The 15,659-nt window shown below is 62.6% G+C and carries 17 protein-coding genes; 3 read left to right on the plus strand and 14 right to left on the minus strand.

The genetic code is table 11. From position 1 onward, the window contains the following. Nucleotides 1-112: 112 nt before the first annotated feature. Nucleotides 113-823, minus strand: coding sequence for a sulfite exporter TauE/SafE family protein (locus tag pbN1_RS02385; RefSeq protein WP_169201435.1), 711 nt, complete (start codon nt 821-823; stop codon nt 113-115). Nucleotides 824-921: 98 nt separating this feature from the next. After that, nucleotides 922-2,313, minus strand: coding sequence for an oxygen-independent coproporphyrinogen III oxidase (hemN, locus tag pbN1_RS02390; protein ID WP_169201434.1), 1,392 nt, complete (start codon nt 2,311-2,313; stop codon nt 922-924). A gap of 125 nt (nt 2,314-2,438) precedes the next feature. On the opposite strand from hemN, the gene fnr reads away from it, so the two are divergent. Next, nucleotides 2,439-3,179, plus strand: a complete 741-nt coding sequence (fnr, locus tag pbN1_RS02395; protein ID WP_169201481.1) for a fumarate/nitrate reduction transcriptional regulator Fnr — start codon at nt 2,439-2,441, stop codon at nt 3,177-3,179. 6 nt (nt 3,180-3,185) lie between these two features. Here fnr and pbN1_RS02400 read toward each other — a convergent pair whose 3' ends face one another. Genes pbN1_RS02400 through pbN1_RS02410 form a run of 3 tightly spaced genes read right to left on the minus strand, consistent with a single transcriptional unit; the run spans nt 3,186 to nt 5,362 of the window. Beyond that, nucleotides 3,186-3,737, minus strand: a complete 552-nt coding sequence (locus tag pbN1_RS02400; RefSeq protein ID WP_169201433.1) for a hemerythrin domain-containing protein — start codon at nt 3,735-3,737, stop codon at nt 3,186-3,188. Beyond that, nucleotides 3,737-4,132: a SirB2 family protein gene (locus tag pbN1_RS02405; RefSeq protein ID WP_169201432.1), complete on the minus strand. Its 396-nt coding sequence runs from the start codon at nt 4,130-4,132 to the stop codon at nt 3,737-3,739. Before pbN1_RS02405 ends, pbN1_RS02400 begins: the two co-directional genes overlap by 1 nt. A gap of 6 nt (nt 4,133-4,138) precedes the next feature. After that, complete coding sequence (locus tag pbN1_RS02410; RefSeq protein ID WP_169201431.1) at nt 4,139-5,362, minus strand: NnrS family protein; 1,224 nt, start codon at nt 5,360-5,362, stop codon at nt 4,139-4,141. A 108-nt stretch (nt 5,363-5,470) separates the two neighbouring features. Between pbN1_RS02410 and pbN1_RS02415 the strand changes: the two genes are divergently transcribed. Further along, nucleotides 5,471-6,160 carry a Crp/Fnr family transcriptional regulator gene (locus tag pbN1_RS02415; RefSeq protein WP_169201430.1) on the plus strand — a complete coding sequence of 230 codons (690 nt, stop codon included), beginning with the start codon at nt 5,471-5,473 and terminating at the stop codon, nt 6,158-6,160. Nucleotides 6,161-6,295: 135 nt separating this feature from the next. On the opposite strand, the gene pbN1_RS02420 is transcribed toward pbN1_RS02415, so the two are convergent. Both pbN1_RS02420 and pbN1_RS02425 read right to left on the minus strand, forming a co-directional pair. Continuing rightward, complete coding sequence (locus pbN1_RS02420; protein ID WP_169201480.1) at nt 6,296-7,933, minus strand: PHA/PHB synthase family protein; 1,638 nt, start codon at nt 7,931-7,933, stop codon at nt 6,296-6,298. A 185-nt stretch (nt 7,934-8,118) separates the two neighbouring features. Then, nucleotides 8,119-9,528 carry an MBL fold metallo-hydrolase RNA specificity domain-containing protein gene (locus pbN1_RS02425; protein ID WP_169201429.1) on the minus strand — a complete coding sequence of 470 codons (1,410 nt, stop codon included), beginning with the start codon at nt 9,526-9,528 and terminating at the stop codon, nt 8,119-8,121. A gap of 146 nt (nt 9,529-9,674) precedes the next feature. Here pbN1_RS02425 and pbN1_RS02430 point away from each other — a divergent pair, with 146 nt between their 5' ends. Next, nucleotides 9,675-10,118, plus strand: coding sequence for a universal stress protein (locus pbN1_RS02430; RefSeq protein ID WP_169201428.1), 444 nt, complete (start codon nt 9,675-9,677; stop codon nt 10,116-10,118). Between the two features lie 50 nt (nt 10,119-10,168). Here the strand turns inward: pbN1_RS02430 and pbN1_RS02435 are convergent, their stop codons facing one another. The 7 genes from pbN1_RS02435 to ccoN all read right to left on the minus strand — a co-directional run bounded on the left by pbN1_RS02435 (nt 10,169) and on the right by ccoN (nt 15,649). Further along, nucleotides 10,169-10,408 carry a hypothetical protein gene (locus pbN1_RS02435; RefSeq protein ID WP_169201427.1) on the minus strand — a complete coding sequence of 80 codons (240 nt, stop codon included), beginning with the start codon at nt 10,406-10,408 and terminating at the stop codon, nt 10,169-10,171. A 23-nt stretch (nt 10,409-10,431) separates the two neighbouring features. After that, nucleotides 10,432-10,944 carry a FixH family protein gene (locus tag pbN1_RS02440; RefSeq protein ID WP_169201426.1) on the minus strand — a complete coding sequence of 171 codons (513 nt, stop codon included), beginning with the start codon at nt 10,942-10,944 and terminating at the stop codon, nt 10,432-10,434. 15 nt (nt 10,945-10,959) lie between these two features. Further along, a complete protein-coding gene (gene ccoG, locus pbN1_RS02445) occupies nt 10,960-12,390 on the minus strand; it encodes a cytochrome c oxidase accessory protein CcoG (RefSeq protein WP_169201425.1) in 1,431 nt (476 codons plus the stop codon). An 83-nt stretch (nt 12,391-12,473) separates the two neighbouring features. Continuing rightward, nucleotides 12,474-13,376 carry a cytochrome-c oxidase, cbb3-type subunit III gene (gene ccoP, locus pbN1_RS02450; protein WP_169201424.1) on the minus strand — a complete coding sequence of 301 codons (903 nt, stop codon included), beginning with the start codon at nt 13,374-13,376 and terminating at the stop codon, nt 12,474-12,476. A 3-nt stretch (nt 13,377-13,379) separates the two neighbouring features. Beyond that, nucleotides 13,380-13,559, minus strand: coding sequence for a cbb3-type cytochrome oxidase subunit 3 (locus pbN1_RS02455; protein ID WP_169201423.1), 180 nt, complete (start codon nt 13,557-13,559; stop codon nt 13,380-13,382). Between the two features lie 17 nt (nt 13,560-13,576). Then, nucleotides 13,577-14,209, minus strand: a complete 633-nt coding sequence (gene ccoO / locus pbN1_RS02460; protein WP_169201422.1) for a cytochrome-c oxidase, cbb3-type subunit II — start codon at nt 14,207-14,209, stop codon at nt 13,577-13,579. Nucleotides 14,210-14,224: 15 nt separating this feature from the next. Continuing rightward, the gene (gene ccoN, locus pbN1_RS02465) at nt 14,225-15,649 is read right to left on the minus strand and encodes a cytochrome-c oxidase, cbb3-type subunit I (protein WP_169201421.1); all 1,425 of its coding nucleotides are present in this window, start codon (nt 15,647-15,649) and stop codon (nt 14,225-14,227) included. Nucleotides 15,650-15,659: the final 10 nt, after the last annotated feature.

Here is a 15,659-nt window from a genome sequence, read left to right on the forward strand (position 1 = left end):
CGGCCCCATGGATGTCTAGCGGCCCACGAACCTATCGCACGCATCCCGGGCAGCAACTCCGATCGACGAACCGGTATCGCAATAAAGAAACAGCCCGCCCGACGGGCTGCATTCAGACTTCGCAGACCACGCCGCTCCATAGCTTGCCCCCGAGCGTCGGCGCGTTGAACAGCCCGAATACTCCGAACCCGAGCACCAGCAGACCGGCGGCGAAGCGAACCTTGCCGTTGCGCGTGACATCCCTGAACCGCTTGAAGAGCATTCCCGCCAGCATCAGGTTCGGCAGCGTCCCGAGCCCGAAGGCCAGCATCAGCCCGGCGCCGCGCCCCGCCGAGCCGGTGACGAGCGCAGTGGTCAGCACGCTATATACGAGACCGCACGGCAGGAACCCCCACAACAGGCCAAGCGGCAGGGCCTGAGCCGCCGAACGTGCCGGCAGGAAGCGCCGCGTCAGGGGCTGGACCCGCCGCCACAGCCGCAGTCCCACCCGCTCCACCGGGGTCAATAGACGCGTGAACCCGGTCAGGTACAAGCCGAGCGCGATGAGCATCAGGTTCGCCAGCACGTAGAGGCCGAGCTGGACCGGCAGCACGTCGTTGAACAGCAGGCCGACCGTGCCGAGCGCGCCGAGCACGGCGCCCAGCAAGGTATAGGTGGCGACGCGCCCGAGATTGTAGGCGAGATGGATCGGCCATTGCCGACGCGTGTCGCCGGGCATCCGCACCGAGGTCATCGCGCCGACGATCCCCCCGCACATGCTGACGCAATGGGTTCCGCCAAGCAGGCCGATCAGGAAAACTGCGATATAACCGGTTTCAGGCATCAGGTAGCGCCGAATACAAGCGAAAGTGCCGCGGTACCCGCGGCACAGAAAACGCTTCTATTCTAACACTCCCCCGCCAGCCTCCGGCCGTGGTGTGGTCAGATCACCTTGGAATAGCGGGCGCGTTCCCGGTCGGCCCGCAGATACCGATCGAATACCATCGCGATGCCGCGTACCAGCAGACGGCCGGCAGGCATGACGTTGATCCACTTGTCGGTAACCTCGACAAGCCCGGCCTCTTCCATCGCGCGAAGGTCCTGCAATTCATCGGCGAAATATTCGTTGAACTGGATCAGGTGCGCGATTTCGATCGAATCGATCGAAAGTTCGAAATGACACATCAGGGCCTGGATGATCGAACGGCGCAGCAGGTCGTCGGCGGTCAGCTCGATGCCGCGCAGCACCGGCAGTTCGTCGCGATCGAGCGCGTCGTAATATTCATCGAGCGATTTGAAGTTCTGCGAATATACCGGTCCGATCTTGCCGATCGCGGACACCCCGAACGCGAGCAGGTCGCATTCGGCCTGCGTCGAATAGCCCTGGAAGTTCCGGTGCAGCCGGCCCTGGCGCTGTGCAACGGTCAATTCGTCGTCCGGCTTCGCGAAGTGATCCATGCCGATATACACGTAGCCCGCTTCGGTCAGCCGGCGGATCGCAAGTTGCAGGATCTGCAGCTTCGCGTCCGAAGTGGGCATATCGACGACGGTAATGCGCCGTTGCGGCTTGAACAGACCCGGCAGATGCGCATAGCTGTAAAGCGAAATGCGGTCCGGGGACAGCGCAAGGACCTGTTCGAGGGTGCGATTGAAGCTGATGATGTTCTGCTTCGGCAGCCCGTAGATCAGATCCAGGCTGATCGACTTGAAGCCGGTCGCCCGGGCCGAGTCGATGACCAGCTTGGTTTCGTCGAAGCTCTGCACGCGGTTGACTGCGACCTGGACATCCTCGTTGAAGTCCTGGACGCCGACGCTCATGCGGTTGAAACCCAGGTCCGCAAGCAGCTTGACGGTTTCGAAGTCGACCTTGCGCGGGTCCACTTCGATCGAATATTCGCCGTTCGGTACCAGAGTAAAGCGCGAACGGACCGAATCCATCAGCTGGCGCAACTCGTCGTGGGAAAGGAAAGTCGGCGTCCCTCCTCCCAGGTGCAACTGGGTGACCTGATGGCTGCCGCCCAGCGCATCGGCCTGCATCCCGATTTCTTTATCCAGATATTTCAGGTACTTGGCGGAACGAGCATGATCCTTCGTGATGATCTTGTTACACGCGCAGTAGTAGCAAATCGTGTTACAAAATGGGATGTGGAAGTATAATGAAAGAGGTTTGCTCACCCCGCCCACCGCACGCTGGGCAAGCCAGTCCCGGAGGGCGCGGTCATCGAAGGCTTCGACGAAGCGATCGGCGGTCGGATACGACGTATAGCGCGGCCCGTTGATATCGAAGCGGCGGATCAGCTGCGGGTCGAATACAAGATCGTTCTGGCTGGTCATGGTTGTATCGCTCGGGTGCGTTTCGTACGATCGCAAAAAGCAGCGCCGTGGGGGTTGACGTGGATCAACGGACTTCCTTGGCAATCGTAAGTCGGACTTGAACAGAGGGCATTATTATCGTGCAAATGAAGGCCACGGTGCCAATTACGGTAGCCAGTCTGAAAGTCGCGTGTTCCCAGTGCAACCTGGTCGAGCTGTGTCTGCCTTTCGGCATGTCGGAAAACGAGATCGACCGCCTCGACGAACTCGTCGGAGCGCGTCGCAAGATCAAGCGCCAGCATCACCTGTATCGTGCGGGCGACGCTTTCGAGGCGATCTACGCGATCCGGGCGGGTTCGTTCAAGACGGACGTGCTGCTTGAAGACGGACGCGAGCAGGTCACCGGTTTCCAGATGACCGGCGAGATGCTCGGGCTCGACGGCATCAGCACGGAATTGCATTCGTGCAACGCGATCGCGCTCGAGGACAGCGAAGTGTGCGTGATCGCTTACGGCAAGCTCGAAGAGCTGTCGCGCGTCGTCGAAGGTCTGCAGCATCAGTTCCACAAGGTGATGAGCCGCGAGATCGTACGTGACCACGGCGTCATGACGCTGCTCGGTTCGATGCGCGCGGAAGAACGTCTGGCGGCGTTCCTGCTGAACATGTCGCAGCGATTCACTGCGCGCGGCTTCTCTGCGGCGGAATTCCACCTGCGGATGACGCGCGAGGAAATCGGCTCGTACCTGGGACTGAAGCTGGAGACCGTGTCGCGGGCGTTCTCGAAGTTCCAGGAAGAGGGACTGATCGCTGTCCAGCAGAAGCACATCCGCATTCTCAATATCGGCGGCCTGAAAAAGCTGATCCAGCACCCGTCGCCGCGGGCCTGACCGGCATCAGGAACCGCGCGACGGCACGTCCTGCCGCCGTCGCGCGGTCATTGTCGCTGTCAGGGTGGCAATGTCCTGCTCCGTCAACAACTCGCGCGCATAGGGCAGCAGTTCGCCCTCTTCGCGCTCCATGTGGCGCCGGTAACGAGCGGTGAATTGCTCGACCTCTGCGGCCGACAGTTCCGCCGGCTCGCCGCGGGAGATCGGATCGAGCTTTGCCCGGATTGCCGCCCACGCAGCGAACATTTCCTGGTGGTCCGCCAGGATCCAGTCGATCAGCTCGTACAGCGCTTCCCGGCGCCCGCCATCGACTCGCGCGCGCAGGACAGGGAACAGGTCGTCTTCCTCGTCGAGATGGTGATTGACGGCAGCCAGGTCGAAGTAACGCATCACGTTGACCGCCGCCTGTTGTGCCTGCCGGTCGGCGCCATGCTCAGGCAGCCACGCCGCGAGGCGCGACAGCGTCGCGAGCTGCGCCTGCAGACGTCCGTGGCAAGCTTCGAGCATTTCGAGCGGCGTCTCCAGGCCGGGAGCAACGGGTATCAGGGAATCAGCCATCAGAAAGCTCCGGTAAGAACAAGAAAGCCAGCCGCATTCTTCGTCAACGCGACCGACACGATCCATGAAAAGACGAGCAATGCGCAGGCCAGCGCGAAGACGCGTATGCGCATTGTCGGGCCGCCCCGCAGCGCGATGTAACCGAGCACCACGTAGACGACCAGCCCGATCACCTTCGCCGTGACCCACGGAGCAACGAACGGATACTGCGCGCTCAGCATCGCGAGCGTGATCGCGCTGGTGAAAAATAAGGTATCGATCACGTGCGGCAGAACGCGGGTGACGCGATGATCGAGCAGCGGGCTGCGCCGCGTCATCCAGATCCCCTGCAGGAGAAATCCCGACCCGCTCAACACGGCACACAGGACGTGGAGGTGTTTGATCGCCGCGTACACCGCATTTCACCCCGGCCGGCCGTCACTGCGCGGACGCAGATAAACGGGCAGATATCGAGCCCCCCACAGGCCGAACACGGCAACCCAGCCCAGCGCCGCCGCGAGCATCACGCCGCTCGACCACGAGGGCGGCACCAGTTCGCCGGCCACGCGCAACACCACGACAAATTCAAGCCCGAGGAACAGCGACCACGTCAGCTTGTCCGCCACGAGCTTGCCGCCCGAATGTCCCAAGGTCACTCTCGACACCATGCCCAGCAGCACCGAGCCGAAGAATCCGACGCCCAGCGCGTGCAGCGGCGCGAGGCCGAGCCACGCCTGGCCAAACAGCGCAGCGACGCCCTGCAGCGTCGAGAGCAGGAAAGCGATCCCGAGCCACGCGAAACCGATGTGCAGCATCCCCAACAGCGGCACGCACAACGCCGGGACCAGGCGCCATTGCACCGACAGCCAGAGGGCAGTCGCCGCCGCCGGCGCATCGACGATCCAGGTCATCGCGCCGAATCCCGCCATCGCCAGCGCCCCGTGGATGACGCTCGCCCCCAGCACGATGCCGAGCGCCCAGCGCGGGCGGACAACCACGTAATCCTTGACGATGTTGCTGGAAAAAAATGGAATCATGCGGTGACAGACCGTAAAGAACACCGGCAGCAGGCACCACCACACTCCGAGGCCGATGGCCACACGCCCCCAGACGCCGTCACCGGTGATCGCGAAAACGAACCAGGCGAGCACTCCGAAGGCACCTGCCGCGAGCGCCGTGGTCACCAGTCGGGCGTGCAGCGAATCGGGATTGTCGTTGAATGCCACACCCCACAGCACCCGCAGAACGCCGCCCCACCCGGCCAGCACCAGCAGCAGGCCGACCGCGAGCAGGCCGGGAATCCACAATCCGATGATTGCGACCGCCCACCCGGCGACGAGCAGACGCCACGGTGGCAGCCAGACTGTCACGGGCACGTCCTGCGCGCCCTGCCAGCGGGGCATCGCGGTGAGGAGAAAACCGAACATGAACAACGGGAACACACCGGCGAGGACCAGTAACGCGTGCATCCAGCCCGGCGGAAGCGTCCACGCCAGCGGCGCCACCGCACCAACGCGGCTCACGAGCTCGAATGCCCACAACACGAAGGCCACGAGCAACATCACACCACCGGAAAAGAACATCGCCCGGTGCGGCGCTGCGAAAAGAATCGGCGGCGCGGACGCGGCCTTGGTTTGAGTCTGCATGGTGCTGCGTTCCTTCAGTGAATTCCTATCCGGGCCGTTACTGCCGGGAATTCCGGGGCCAAGGGTCCGACACGGTAGAATGCCCAGTTGTTTCCGCTGGAGGCCAAGATGCCCAACCCCACTGCCGACATCCCCACCCTGCTGCGTCAGATTTCGTTCTTCAGCGAACTTTCCGCCGACGGCATCGACCGGGTTGCCCGCTACACCCGGGAACGCACGCTGGAAAAAGGTGAAGTCCTGTTCCAGCGCGGCGACCCGGTCCATGGTTTCTTTTTCGTCGTTTCCGGGCAGGTGAAACTCGCGGTTTCGTCGGCCCAGGGCAACGAGAAGGTGGTCGAGATCCTCAGCCCGATGCACAGCTTCGGTGAAGCGGTGATGTTCCTGAACCGCCCATATCCCGTTTTTGCCGAAGGACTCGTGGCCACCCGCCTCCTGCACATCGGGCAAGCCGTCGTCTCGGATCTGATCGACCAGGACTCCAGTTTTGCACGCAAATTGCTGGCGGGCATGGCCATCCGGTTGCACAGCATGATCCAGGACGTCGAAATCTATTCGTTACGCTCGAGCACCCAGCGGGTGATCGGTTATCTGCTGCAGCAGGTCGAGCAGGACGGCGCCACCGGCGCTCGCGACATCCAGCTGCCGACCAGCAAGCAGGTCATTGCCTCGCGTCTGAACCTGACCCCCGAAACGCTTTCGCGAATTTTCCACGACCTCGTGAATGCAGGACTGATCACCGTCCACGGCAAACACATCGCACTGCACGATCCGGTCGGCCTCGCCCAATACCAAGGCTGATCGCAAGAGCTGGTGGGCTGGCAGGCCCGAAGCATTCTCCCCAGCGCCCGGAGTGCTCACCTTGACTCGGGTCAATTGCATAAAGAAGCCGGCGAAGAGGTCGTGGCAACCGAAAAACCGCGGGACGAATCCTGCTCAACGCTCCAGGACATAGATTCCGGGCGCGTCCGCGAGCCGGGGATATGCATCCGATGCGGCCGCCCGCGCATCGACCAGCTCTCCGCACCGCGGCGTGAGCCAGTTCATCCAGTCGGTCCACCAGCTACCGGCCTCTTCCGCGGCTTTCGCGTACCACGCTTCCGCGGCGTCGGACCGGTGCGCATCGGCGACACGGTACTTGCGCTTCGGCGGAGTCACGGGGGGATTGACGATGCCGAGGATGTGCCCCGAACTCGACAACACATAGCGCTTCGGTCCGGTGACGAAGTTGTTCACGCGATAGGCCTCGTGCCACGGCGCGATGTGGTCGTCCTCGGCGGCGACGGCGTACAGCGGCTGCGTGATGCGGGCGAGATCGATGGGCTCGCCCGCAATGGCCAGCGCATCCGGCTCGATCAGCCGGTTGTGCAGGTAGAGTTCGCGCAAATACCAGGAGTGCATCGCGCACGGCATCCGCGTCGTATCCATGTTCCAGTACAGCACGTCGAACGGCGGCGGCGCCTCGCCATACAGCCAGCCGTGGACAGCGTAGTGCCAGATGAGACTGTTGGAACGCAGCAGGCGAAAAGCGGAAGCCATCTCCTTGCCGTCCAGAAACCCCTTGCGCTCCATGCTGGCGGTCAGGTAGCGAATGCTTCCCTCATCGATGAAAACTTCGATGTCGCCGGGTTTGCGAAAATCCACGAGCGTCGTCAGCAACGTCCAGTCCGCCACCGGGACGTCTTCCGGCTGGAAACGCCGATTGGCCCACGCCATGTACATCGACAGCGCTGTCCCGCCGATGCAGTAGCCCACGGCATGCACCCGCGCGGCGCCGGTAAAGCGCCGGGCCGTCTCGACAATCGCGTGCACGCCGTCCTGCAGATAACGGTCGAACCCCACGTCGCGCATCCCCGCGTCCGGGTTCTTCCAGCTCGTGATGAACACATCCAGCCCCTGGTCCAGGAGGAAGCGGACCATGCTTTTCCTCGGCACCAGATCGAGGATGTAGAACTTGTTGATCCAGGGGGTGACGATCACCACCGGCTCGGCATGCACTTTGGCCCGGGTCGGCGCGTAATGAATGATTTCCAGCAGATCGTTGCGGAAGATGACCGCGCCGGGCGTCGCTGCGAGGTTCCTGCCGACCTCGAAATCGTGCGGGTCGGTCATGCGCACGTCCCCCGCCTGCAGATCGCCGAGAAAAATGCCGTGTCCGCGCAAGAGGCTCGCGCCGCGGGTCTGCATGGCCTTGCGCATCGCGACGGGGTTCGTCCAATAGAAGTTCGTCGGCGCAACCGCATTGATCCACTGGCGCCACCAGAATGCAGCCCTGCGACTTTCCTTGCCGGACATTCCGGGAGTGTTGTACAGCATGTCCTGCATGTGGTGGGTAACTGCCAAATACCACTCCTTGACCAGATCCCAGGACGCCACGTCCGTCCATACCGGGTCGGCAAAGCGTTCGTCGTCGGCATTCGGGCTGATCGGATCAGGATTCGCCAGCCCCACGGCGCGGCGCCACGAGTGCTCCTGCAGACGCCAAAGATCGGAGGACAGGCTGGCGATCCTTTCCGCAAGTTCCTGCGGATGCGCAAACCAGGCGAGTTGCGCATGCACGATCGGCGCCGCCATGCCGAGGGGATCGACGGTCCCTTCTACGTGTTCATGGATCTCGCGCAGCGTCCGCCGCACTGCCTGCGGCGGCGTGAGCGGACTGGAGGGCTTTCCGTTTCTCGCTGTATTCACGATCATCATCCCGTCGTCTTGTGGAGAGCGAATCGCCGGATACTGCAATCCCCCGGCCGAAAGGGTCCTGCTCAATCGAGCGGGTAGACCTGCCCCGCTGCAGGAATCGTAATCCCGGGCCAGTGCAGCCGCGAGGCGAGCGCACCGGCAAACGCCGACGCGGCTTCCTGCTCGCCGTGAACAACGAACGTCCGGCGCGGCGCCTCTTCGATGTGCTCGAGCCACTCGAGCAGCCCCGGCTGGTCTGCATGGGCCGAGAGTCCTCCGATGGTATGAACCTGCGCACGCACTGCAATGCGTTCGCCGAACAGCGTGATCGTGCGTGCCCCGTCGACCAGTCGGCGACCCAGCGTCCCTGCCGCCTGAAAGCCGCAGATCACGATACTGCACTCGCTGCGGCCGACGTTGTACTTGAGGTGATGACGAATACGTCCGGCTTCGCACATGCCGCTTGCCGAGATGATGACCAGCCCCGAGGGCTGCGCATTCAACGCGATCGAGTCCTCGACGTGCTGCACGAAGCGCACGCTGATCCTGTGCGGATGGGCACGAATCCAGGCGAGCAGGGAGCGGGTTTCCTCATCCCACAGCTCATCGTACTGCAGGGTCAACTGCGTCACGGCCGATGCCATCGGCGAATCGACGACGACCTCGAGGCGCGGAATCTTCCCCGCCCTGACAAGATCGGCAAGAACAAAGATCACCTCCTGAGTCCGCCCTACGGCAAAGGCGGGAATGATCACGTTGCCCCGTCTTTGCTCCAGGGTGTCGCGCAGGACATGGACGAGTTCCGCCTCGGTAGCCTCGATCGGCCGATGGGCACGATTACCATACGTCGACTCGATGCACAGATAATCCGCTCTCGAGATCTTCACCGGATCCCGCAGCACCGGTCGCATCGGTCGCCCCAGGTCGCCGCTGAAAACCAGCCTGCGCGACGTCCCGCCCGTTTCGATATCGATTTCGATGATCGCCGAACCCAGGATGTGGCCTGCCTCGCGGAACCGGCAGCGCACGGCGGAGTGCGGAACGATCTCTTCGTCGTAGGCAACCTTGTGCAGGCTCGCGAGGCTCTCGAGCGCCTGGTTGACGGTATATAGCGGCGCGGCCGACCAGCCGTGCCGCACGTTCTTTCGGCGGTTGTTGCGGACCGCCCACTCCGCCTCCTTCTCCTGTATGTGCGCCGAATCGAGAAGCATCACGCCGAGAAGGTCGACAGTGGCGGCAGTGGCATAGATTTTTCCCCGGTAACCGAGCGAAACCAGCCGCGGCACAAGCCCCGAATGATCGAGGTGAGCGTGGGTCAAGATAACGAAATCGACTTCGCGGAGGTCGAAGTCGAGCGCCTGCAGGTTCTTTCGCGTCGCATCGCGGCCGCCCTGGAACATGCCGCAATCCACGAGGAACATGCCACCCTCGTGGCGCACCCTCGCGCACGATCCGGTAACCTCGCCGGCGGCGCCGAAAAATGTCAGGTCCATAACACCTCCCGCAATGCGGATAGCTTGTTCTCATATTCCTTCATGCTGGTTGACCTGTGTCAATCGTCCGCCGCTGCCCGCAGCGCGCCATCGCGTCCGACGTGGCTATAATCAACCGTCCATTCAAAAACCGAGGGAGCAGCGCGATGTTCAAGCACATTCTCGTCCCCACCGACGGCTCGCCGCTGTCGGAAAGCACTGTTGCACGGGCAGTTTTGTTCGCCAAGGACGCCGGCGCGCGGATCACCTTCTTTTATGCGCAGCCCGATTTTCCGATGCCGATCTATGGCGAAGGCGCACTGATCGATCCGACCACGCCGGAGCAGTTCGCGAAATCGGCCGAAGAGGAAGCGAGGAAGATCCTCGGCAAGGCCAAAGCGCTGGCAGATAGCGAAGGTGTCGCCGCCGACACCGATACGATCGTGAACGAAGTGCCGTACGAAGCAGTCATCGACGCCGCCAAGCGGCACGGCTGCGACCTGATTTTCATGGCTTCACATGGTCGCCGCGGGATTGCCGGCCTGCTGCTGGGTAGCGAGACGCAGAAAGTGCTTACCCACAGCAATATTCCCGTACTGGTGTATCGCTGAGATTGACGACCGGCATGCGAGGCCTGCGGGGCGGGTCTCGCTGCAGTGAGCTAGGGCTGCGGCCGGTTGAGCTCTTCCGGGCTGCGCTGGAGAAACAGCGTCGCCAGGCTGGAGGCAGCACAGACGATCCAGAAACCGAAAAACCCGATCGAATAAGTGGCCATCAGCGAATATTCGACGGGTTCCCCAAGAAAATACAGAGTATTGGGATCGACAACCGTGAAGAAGACCGCCTCGGCAATGCCCGCGACAAGAAACGAAGGCCACAGGACCTGGATCCATTTCAGCAATTGACACCCCCTTCACCAGTCAGTTACGCATCCGCGGGGACTATCCGGACCTCCGCACCCGTCGGCACGAGGATGGTTTCACTGAGTCGCCACGTCTGCGCCTCGTCCTCGAGCTGAATCAGCCAGCGACCCGTCGATAGCGGTGCGACAGCACCGGCGAACGCCCCGTCGCGCCCCTTCAGCAGGAGCTTCTGATCCTGCCCCGCGCGCGTCGGATGCGCGATCGTCAGTACCACCGTCGGGGGCAAGGCGATTCCCTGCGCGGCGCTCAGCCGAACGCTGACCTCCTCCGCGCGAACCCGGAAATCGGCGACGAGGCCCATTTCGCGCGCGCGGATCGAACGCCCGATGGTTTTTTCGATTGTCTTGCCCTGCTGGTAGTAATCGTCCACCACCAGGCCATCCCAGCTGGTGATCGCCAGCCACAAGGTCACTGCGCCCGCAATGACGGCAGTCGCCGGGATTGCGATCAGGAACCACGGCCAGCCCTGCTGGTACCACGGCTGGATGTCTTTCGTCAGGGCTACTGTGCGCATTCGATCGATCCTGTCTTAGCGAGGCAAATGGAAGGTCGTGTCTTCGCGCACCGACACGGACGGATCACCGCCCATGCCGACGTCGAAGACGATTTTGTGCGAACCCGGCGCGCCCGATTCGGGCGGCACCCTCACATGCACCGTCACGGATTCGGTCGACGCCGGAGCGATCCTGACCTGCCGAATACCGTCGATGCGAATCCCGTCCAGGCCCGACACCGCGATGTCGAACACGCGAGGAGTCTCGAGCATGTTCATGATCTGCAGCTGGTAAACATTCTCGATCAAGCCGCCTTCGACCTCACGCGCCAGCGTCGCCCGATCGCGGATCACATCCACCCGCAGGTCCGAACGCGTCGCCAGGCCCCACAGCAGCGCGAGGCAAACGGACGCGAGGACCGCGCTGTAGATCAGTGTCCTCGGCCGCAGCACATGCGCGACGATTTCCTTTCGTCCCCAGTGCTGCTTGATTGCATTGTCGGTGGAATAGCGGATCAGCCCACGCGGATAGCCCATCCGGTCCATCACCTGGTCGCAGCCGTCGATACACGCCGCGCAACCGATGCATTCATATTGCAAGCCCTGCCGGATATCGATTCCGGTCGGGCACACCTGGACGCAGATCCCGCAATCCACGCAATCTCCCAGCCCGGATGCGCGTGGCGCGACGCCCTTGCGGCGCGAACCTCGCGGCTCGCCACGTTCCTGGTCATAGGTTATGACGAGCGTGTCGGCATCGAACATCACGCTCTGAAAGCGCGCATAGGGGCACATGTACTTGCAGACCTGCTCGCGCATCACTCCGGCGAAAAGGTAGGTGAAGCCGCCGTAGAACAGGATCCAGAACATTTCCCACGGTCCGAAACTCAGCATCTTCGCCGCCTGGAGCAACTCGTCGAGCGGCGTGAAATACGCGACCAGCGTAAAGCCGGTCCACAGGGACAGCAGAATCCATGCGCCGTACTTTGCCGAACGGATCGCGAGCTTTCGCGCCCCCATCGGCGCGCTGTCCAGTTTCTTGCGCTTGAGATGATCCCCTTCGATCTTCTCCTCGATCCACATGAAGATTTCGGTGTACACGGTCTGCGGACACGCGTACCCGCACCACAGCCGCCCGGCGATCGCCGTGAAGAAGAACAGCGCAAAAGCGGAAATGATCAGCAGGATCGCGAGGTAGAACACGTCCTGCGGCCAGAACACCCAGCCGAAAATGTAGAACTTGCGCTCGGTCAGGTGGAACAGCACGGCCTGTCGATCGTTCCACGTGAGCCAGGGCAGGCCGTAATAGAGGATCTGCGTAAACCACACCAGGATCCAGCGCCAGGTCGCAAAGCGGCCGCTCACCGAACGCACGTGGAGCTTCTTCCGTGCAGCATAGAGTTCGTCGGACTCGGCCGACTTGTCGCGCGGGGAAGGGAACTTCCGAAGGGGTATCGGAGCGGTCATATATCGCTATATCCGTAAGTTCTAATTTCGCGGGCTTGAATTCCCCGGGTCGCCCCCGGGGAATGGCTGCTGCCCGAAACGGTTTACTGCGCCGGCTTGTTCGAGAGACCGTACACGTACGCCGTCAGCAGGTGCACTTTCGCCTCGCCGAGGAATTCACCGAATCCCGGCATCCGGTTCATCCGGCCCTTCGTGACGGTTTCCATGATCGTCGTCTCCGACGAGCCGTAAAGCCAGGCGTCATCGGAAAGATCAGGAGCCCCCATCGCCGGCGTCCCTTTCGCCTCGGCTCCGTGACATGCCACGCAGTTCTGCTGGAACAGCTCTGCGCCGCGCTGGGCGCGCAGCGAGTCGTGCGCGAGGCCGGACAGCGAGCGCACGTAGTTCGCGACATCCTTCACCCCGTCGGCGCCGAGCGTCGGACCGAGAGGGGGCATCACGCCGATCCGCCCGTTGGTGATGGTGGCCTTGATCGTCTCAGGATCGCCGCCCCAATGCCAGGCCTTGTCGGTCAGGTTCGGGAAGCCTTTCGCACCGCGCGCATCCGAACCATGGCACTGCGCGCAGTAGGTCACGAACAGCCGCTGGCCCATGCCGCGCGCCTCCGGGTCCGCGGCCACTCCCGCCACGTCCATGCCCTGGTACTTGGCGAAGATCGGCGCATAGCGCTCCTCCGCCTTCCGGGTCTCCGTTTCGTACTGCCCGACCGACGCCCATCCGAGCACGCCCTTCGTGTTGCCGAATCCCGGATACAGGATCAGGTACACCACCGCGAAGATCAGCGTCAGCCAGAAGAGATACAACCACCAGCGCGGCAGCGGGTTGTTGTATTCGGCGAGGTTCTCGTCCCAGACGTGGCCGTGCAACTCGACCGGACCGGTCTCGCGCTTGTTGTTCGACATCAGCACGAACAGGCAGAACAGCAGGCTCAGGGCCACCAGGCCCATCACATACATGTTCCAGAAACCGCTAACAAAGTCAGCCATTTTTTATCCTTCCTTGGCTTGCCGGGCAGCGTGCGGCGCCGGCGCATCATCGTCGGTGAAGGGAAGCAGCGCCGCTTCATCGAATCCGGCCCGGGCACGCTTGCTGTAAGCCCAGAAACAGATGCCCAGAAAGCAGGCCATGCCGAGCACGGTGATGAGGGATCGCAAATCGTTGATATCCACGGCGCTTCTCCTGCTCGTCACTTGAAGTTCGAAAGCGCGGTACCCAGCCCCTGCAGGTACGCGATGAGCGCTTCCATCTCGGTCTTGCCTTCGAGCGCTGCCCGGGCCCCGGCGATTTCCTCGTCGGAATAGGGATGGCCCAGGGTGCGCAGCACCTGCATCTTCTGCTCGATGTCGTCCGCCTCGACCGGGCGTTCGAGCCACGGGAACGCCGGCATGTTCGATTCCGGCACGACGTCGCGCGGATTAGTGAGGTGCACCCGGTGCCACTCGTCGGAGTAGCGACCGCCGACGCGCTGCAGGTCCGGGCCGGTCCGCTTCGAGCCCCACTGGAACGGCCGGTCATAAATGAATTCCCCGGCAACCGAGTAGTGACCGTAGCGTTCGGTCTCGGCCCGGAACGGGCGAATCATCTGCGAGTGGCAGTTGTAGCAGCCTTCGCGGACGTAGATGTCGCGCCCGACGAGCCGGACCGGATCGTACGGCTTGACGTTCAGCGGGTTGCCCTGACGATCGATCGGCATCGTCGTCGACTTCTGGAAGAACAGCGGGACGATCTCGACGAGGCCGCCGACGCTCACCGTCAGCAGCGTGAACACGATCAGCCAACCAACACTGCGCTCGATAAAATCGTGATTCGATTTAGCCATGTCACATTTCTCCGATCAGGCGTGCGCAGCGGCGGGAAGCACGACGGGAGCGTCGTACGCGCGGTGGCCAGCCATCGTTTTGACCATGTTGTAGAACATGATGAGCATGCCGGTCAGGAAGAGCACCCCGCCTACCAGGCGAATCGACCAGAACGGGTAGCTCGCCTTGACGCTCTCGACGAACGAGTACGTAAGGGTGCCATCCGGATTGGTTGCACGCCACATCAGGCCCTGCATCACGCCGGCAATCCACATCGACGCGATATACAGCACGATGCCGATCGTCGCGATCCAGAAGTGGGCATTGATGAGACCTGTCGAATACATCTCGGTCCGGCCGTACATGCGCGGCAAGAGGTAATACATCGAGCCGATCGAGATCATCGCGACCCAGCCGAGCGCGCCCGAATGGACGTGACCGACAGTCCAGTCGGTGTAGTGCGACAGCGCGTTCACCGTCTTGATCGACATCATCGGGCCTTCGAAGGTCGACATGCCATAGAACGACAACGCGGTGATCAGGAACTTCAGGATCGGGTCGGTGCGCAGTTTGTGCCACGCGCCGGACAGCGTCATGATGCCGTTGATCATGCCGCCCCACGACGGCGCCAGCAGGATCAGCGAGAACACCATGCCGACCGACTGGGTCCAGTCGGGCAGCGCGGTGTAGTGCAGATGGTGCGGGCCCGCCCACATGTAGGTGAAGATCAGCGCCCAGAAGTGCACCACCGACAGGCGGTACGAATACACCGGGCGCTCCGCCTGCTTCGGCACGAAGTAATACATCATGCCGAGGAAGCCGGCGGTCAGGAAGAAGCCGACCGCGTTGTGGCCGTACCACCACTGGACCATCGCGTCCTGCACGCCGGCGTACGCCGAATACGACTTGGTGAGCGTCACCGGGAGTGCTGCGCTATTGACGATATGGAGCAGCGCCACGGTCAGGATGAACGCGCCGAAGAACCAGTTCGCGACGTAGATATGCGAGGTCTTGCGCTTGGCAATGGTGCCGAAGAACACGATCGCGTAGGACACCCACACCACCGCGATCAGGATGTCGATCGGCCATTCGAGCTCGGCGTACTCCTTGCTACTCGTGATGCCGAGCGGCAGCGTGACTGCGGCCAGCACGATGACCAGCTGCCAGCCCCAGAACGTGAAAGCCGCGAGACCCGGCGCGAACAGCGTGGTATGACAGGTGCGCTGAACGACGAAATACGACGTCGCGAAAAGCGCACAGCCGCCGAACGCGAAGATCACCGCGTTTGTGTGAAGCGGACGCAACCTGCCGAAGTGGAACCATTCCCCGACGTTGAGTTCCGGCCATACAAGCTGTGCCGCAATGATCACGCCGACCAGCATGCCCACGATTCCCCACACGACTGTCATGATGGAGAACTGGCGCACGACTTTGTAGTTGTAAGTCGCTTGCGATTGCATGTAACTGCCC

This window comes from Aromatoleum bremense, from assembly GCF_017894365.1.
GTDB lineage: Bacteria > Pseudomonadota > Gammaproteobacteria > Burkholderiales > Rhodocyclaceae > Aromatoleum > Aromatoleum bremense.

What these genes read in the sequence shown, in the direction of transcription:
- pbN1_RS02385 (WP_169201435.1), bottom strand. Translation starts at nt 823, where the DNA reads ATGCCTGAAACCGGTTATATCGCAGTTTTCCTGATCGGCCTGCTTGGC.
- hemN (WP_169201434.1), bottom strand. Translation starts at nt 2,313, where the DNA reads ATGACCAGCCAGAACGATCTTGTATTCGACCCGCAGCTGATCCGCCGC.
- fnr (WP_169201481.1), top strand. Translation starts at nt 2,439, where the DNA reads ATGAAGGCCACGGTGCCAATTACGGTAGCCAGTCTGAAAGTCGCGTGT.
- pbN1_RS02400 (WP_169201433.1), bottom strand. Translation starts at nt 3,737, where the DNA reads ATGGCTGATTCCCTGATACCCGTTGCTCCCGGCCTGGAGACGCCGCTC.
- pbN1_RS02410 (WP_169201431.1), bottom strand. Translation starts at nt 5,362, where the DNA reads ATGCAGACTCAAACCAAGGCCGCGTCCGCGCCGCCGATTCTTTTCGCA.
- pbN1_RS02415 (WP_169201430.1), top strand. Translation starts at nt 5,471, where the DNA reads ATGCCCAACCCCACTGCCGACATCCCCACCCTGCTGCGTCAGATTTCG.
- pbN1_RS02420 (WP_169201480.1), bottom strand. Translation starts at nt 7,933, where the DNA reads ATGGCGGCGCCGATCGTGCATGCGCAACTCGCCTGGTTTGCGCATCCG.
- pbN1_RS02425 (WP_169201429.1), bottom strand. Translation starts at nt 9,528, where the DNA reads ATGGACCTGACATTTTTCGGCGCCGCCGGCGAGGTTACCGGATCGTGC.
- pbN1_RS02430 (WP_169201428.1), top strand. Translation starts at nt 9,675, where the DNA reads ATGTTCAAGCACATTCTCGTCCCCACCGACGGCTCGCCGCTGTCGGAA.
- pbN1_RS02440 (WP_169201426.1), bottom strand. Translation starts at nt 10,944, where the DNA reads ATGCGCACAGTAGCCCTGACGAAAGACATCCAGCCGTGGTACCAGCAG.
- ccoG (WP_169201425.1), bottom strand. Translation starts at nt 12,390, where the DNA reads ATGACCGCTCCGATACCCCTTCGGAAGTTCCCTTCCCCGCGCGACAAG.
- ccoP (WP_169201424.1), bottom strand. Translation starts at nt 13,376, where the DNA reads ATGGCTGACTTTGTTAGCGGTTTCTGGAACATGTATGTGATGGGCCTG.
- ccoO (WP_169201422.1), bottom strand. Translation starts at nt 14,209, where the DNA reads ATGGCTAAATCGAATCACGATTTTATCGAGCGCAGTGTTGGTTGGCTG.
- ccoN (WP_169201421.1), bottom strand. Translation starts at nt 15,649, where the DNA reads ATGCAATCGCAAGCGACTTACAACTACAAAGTCGTGCGCCAGTTCTCC.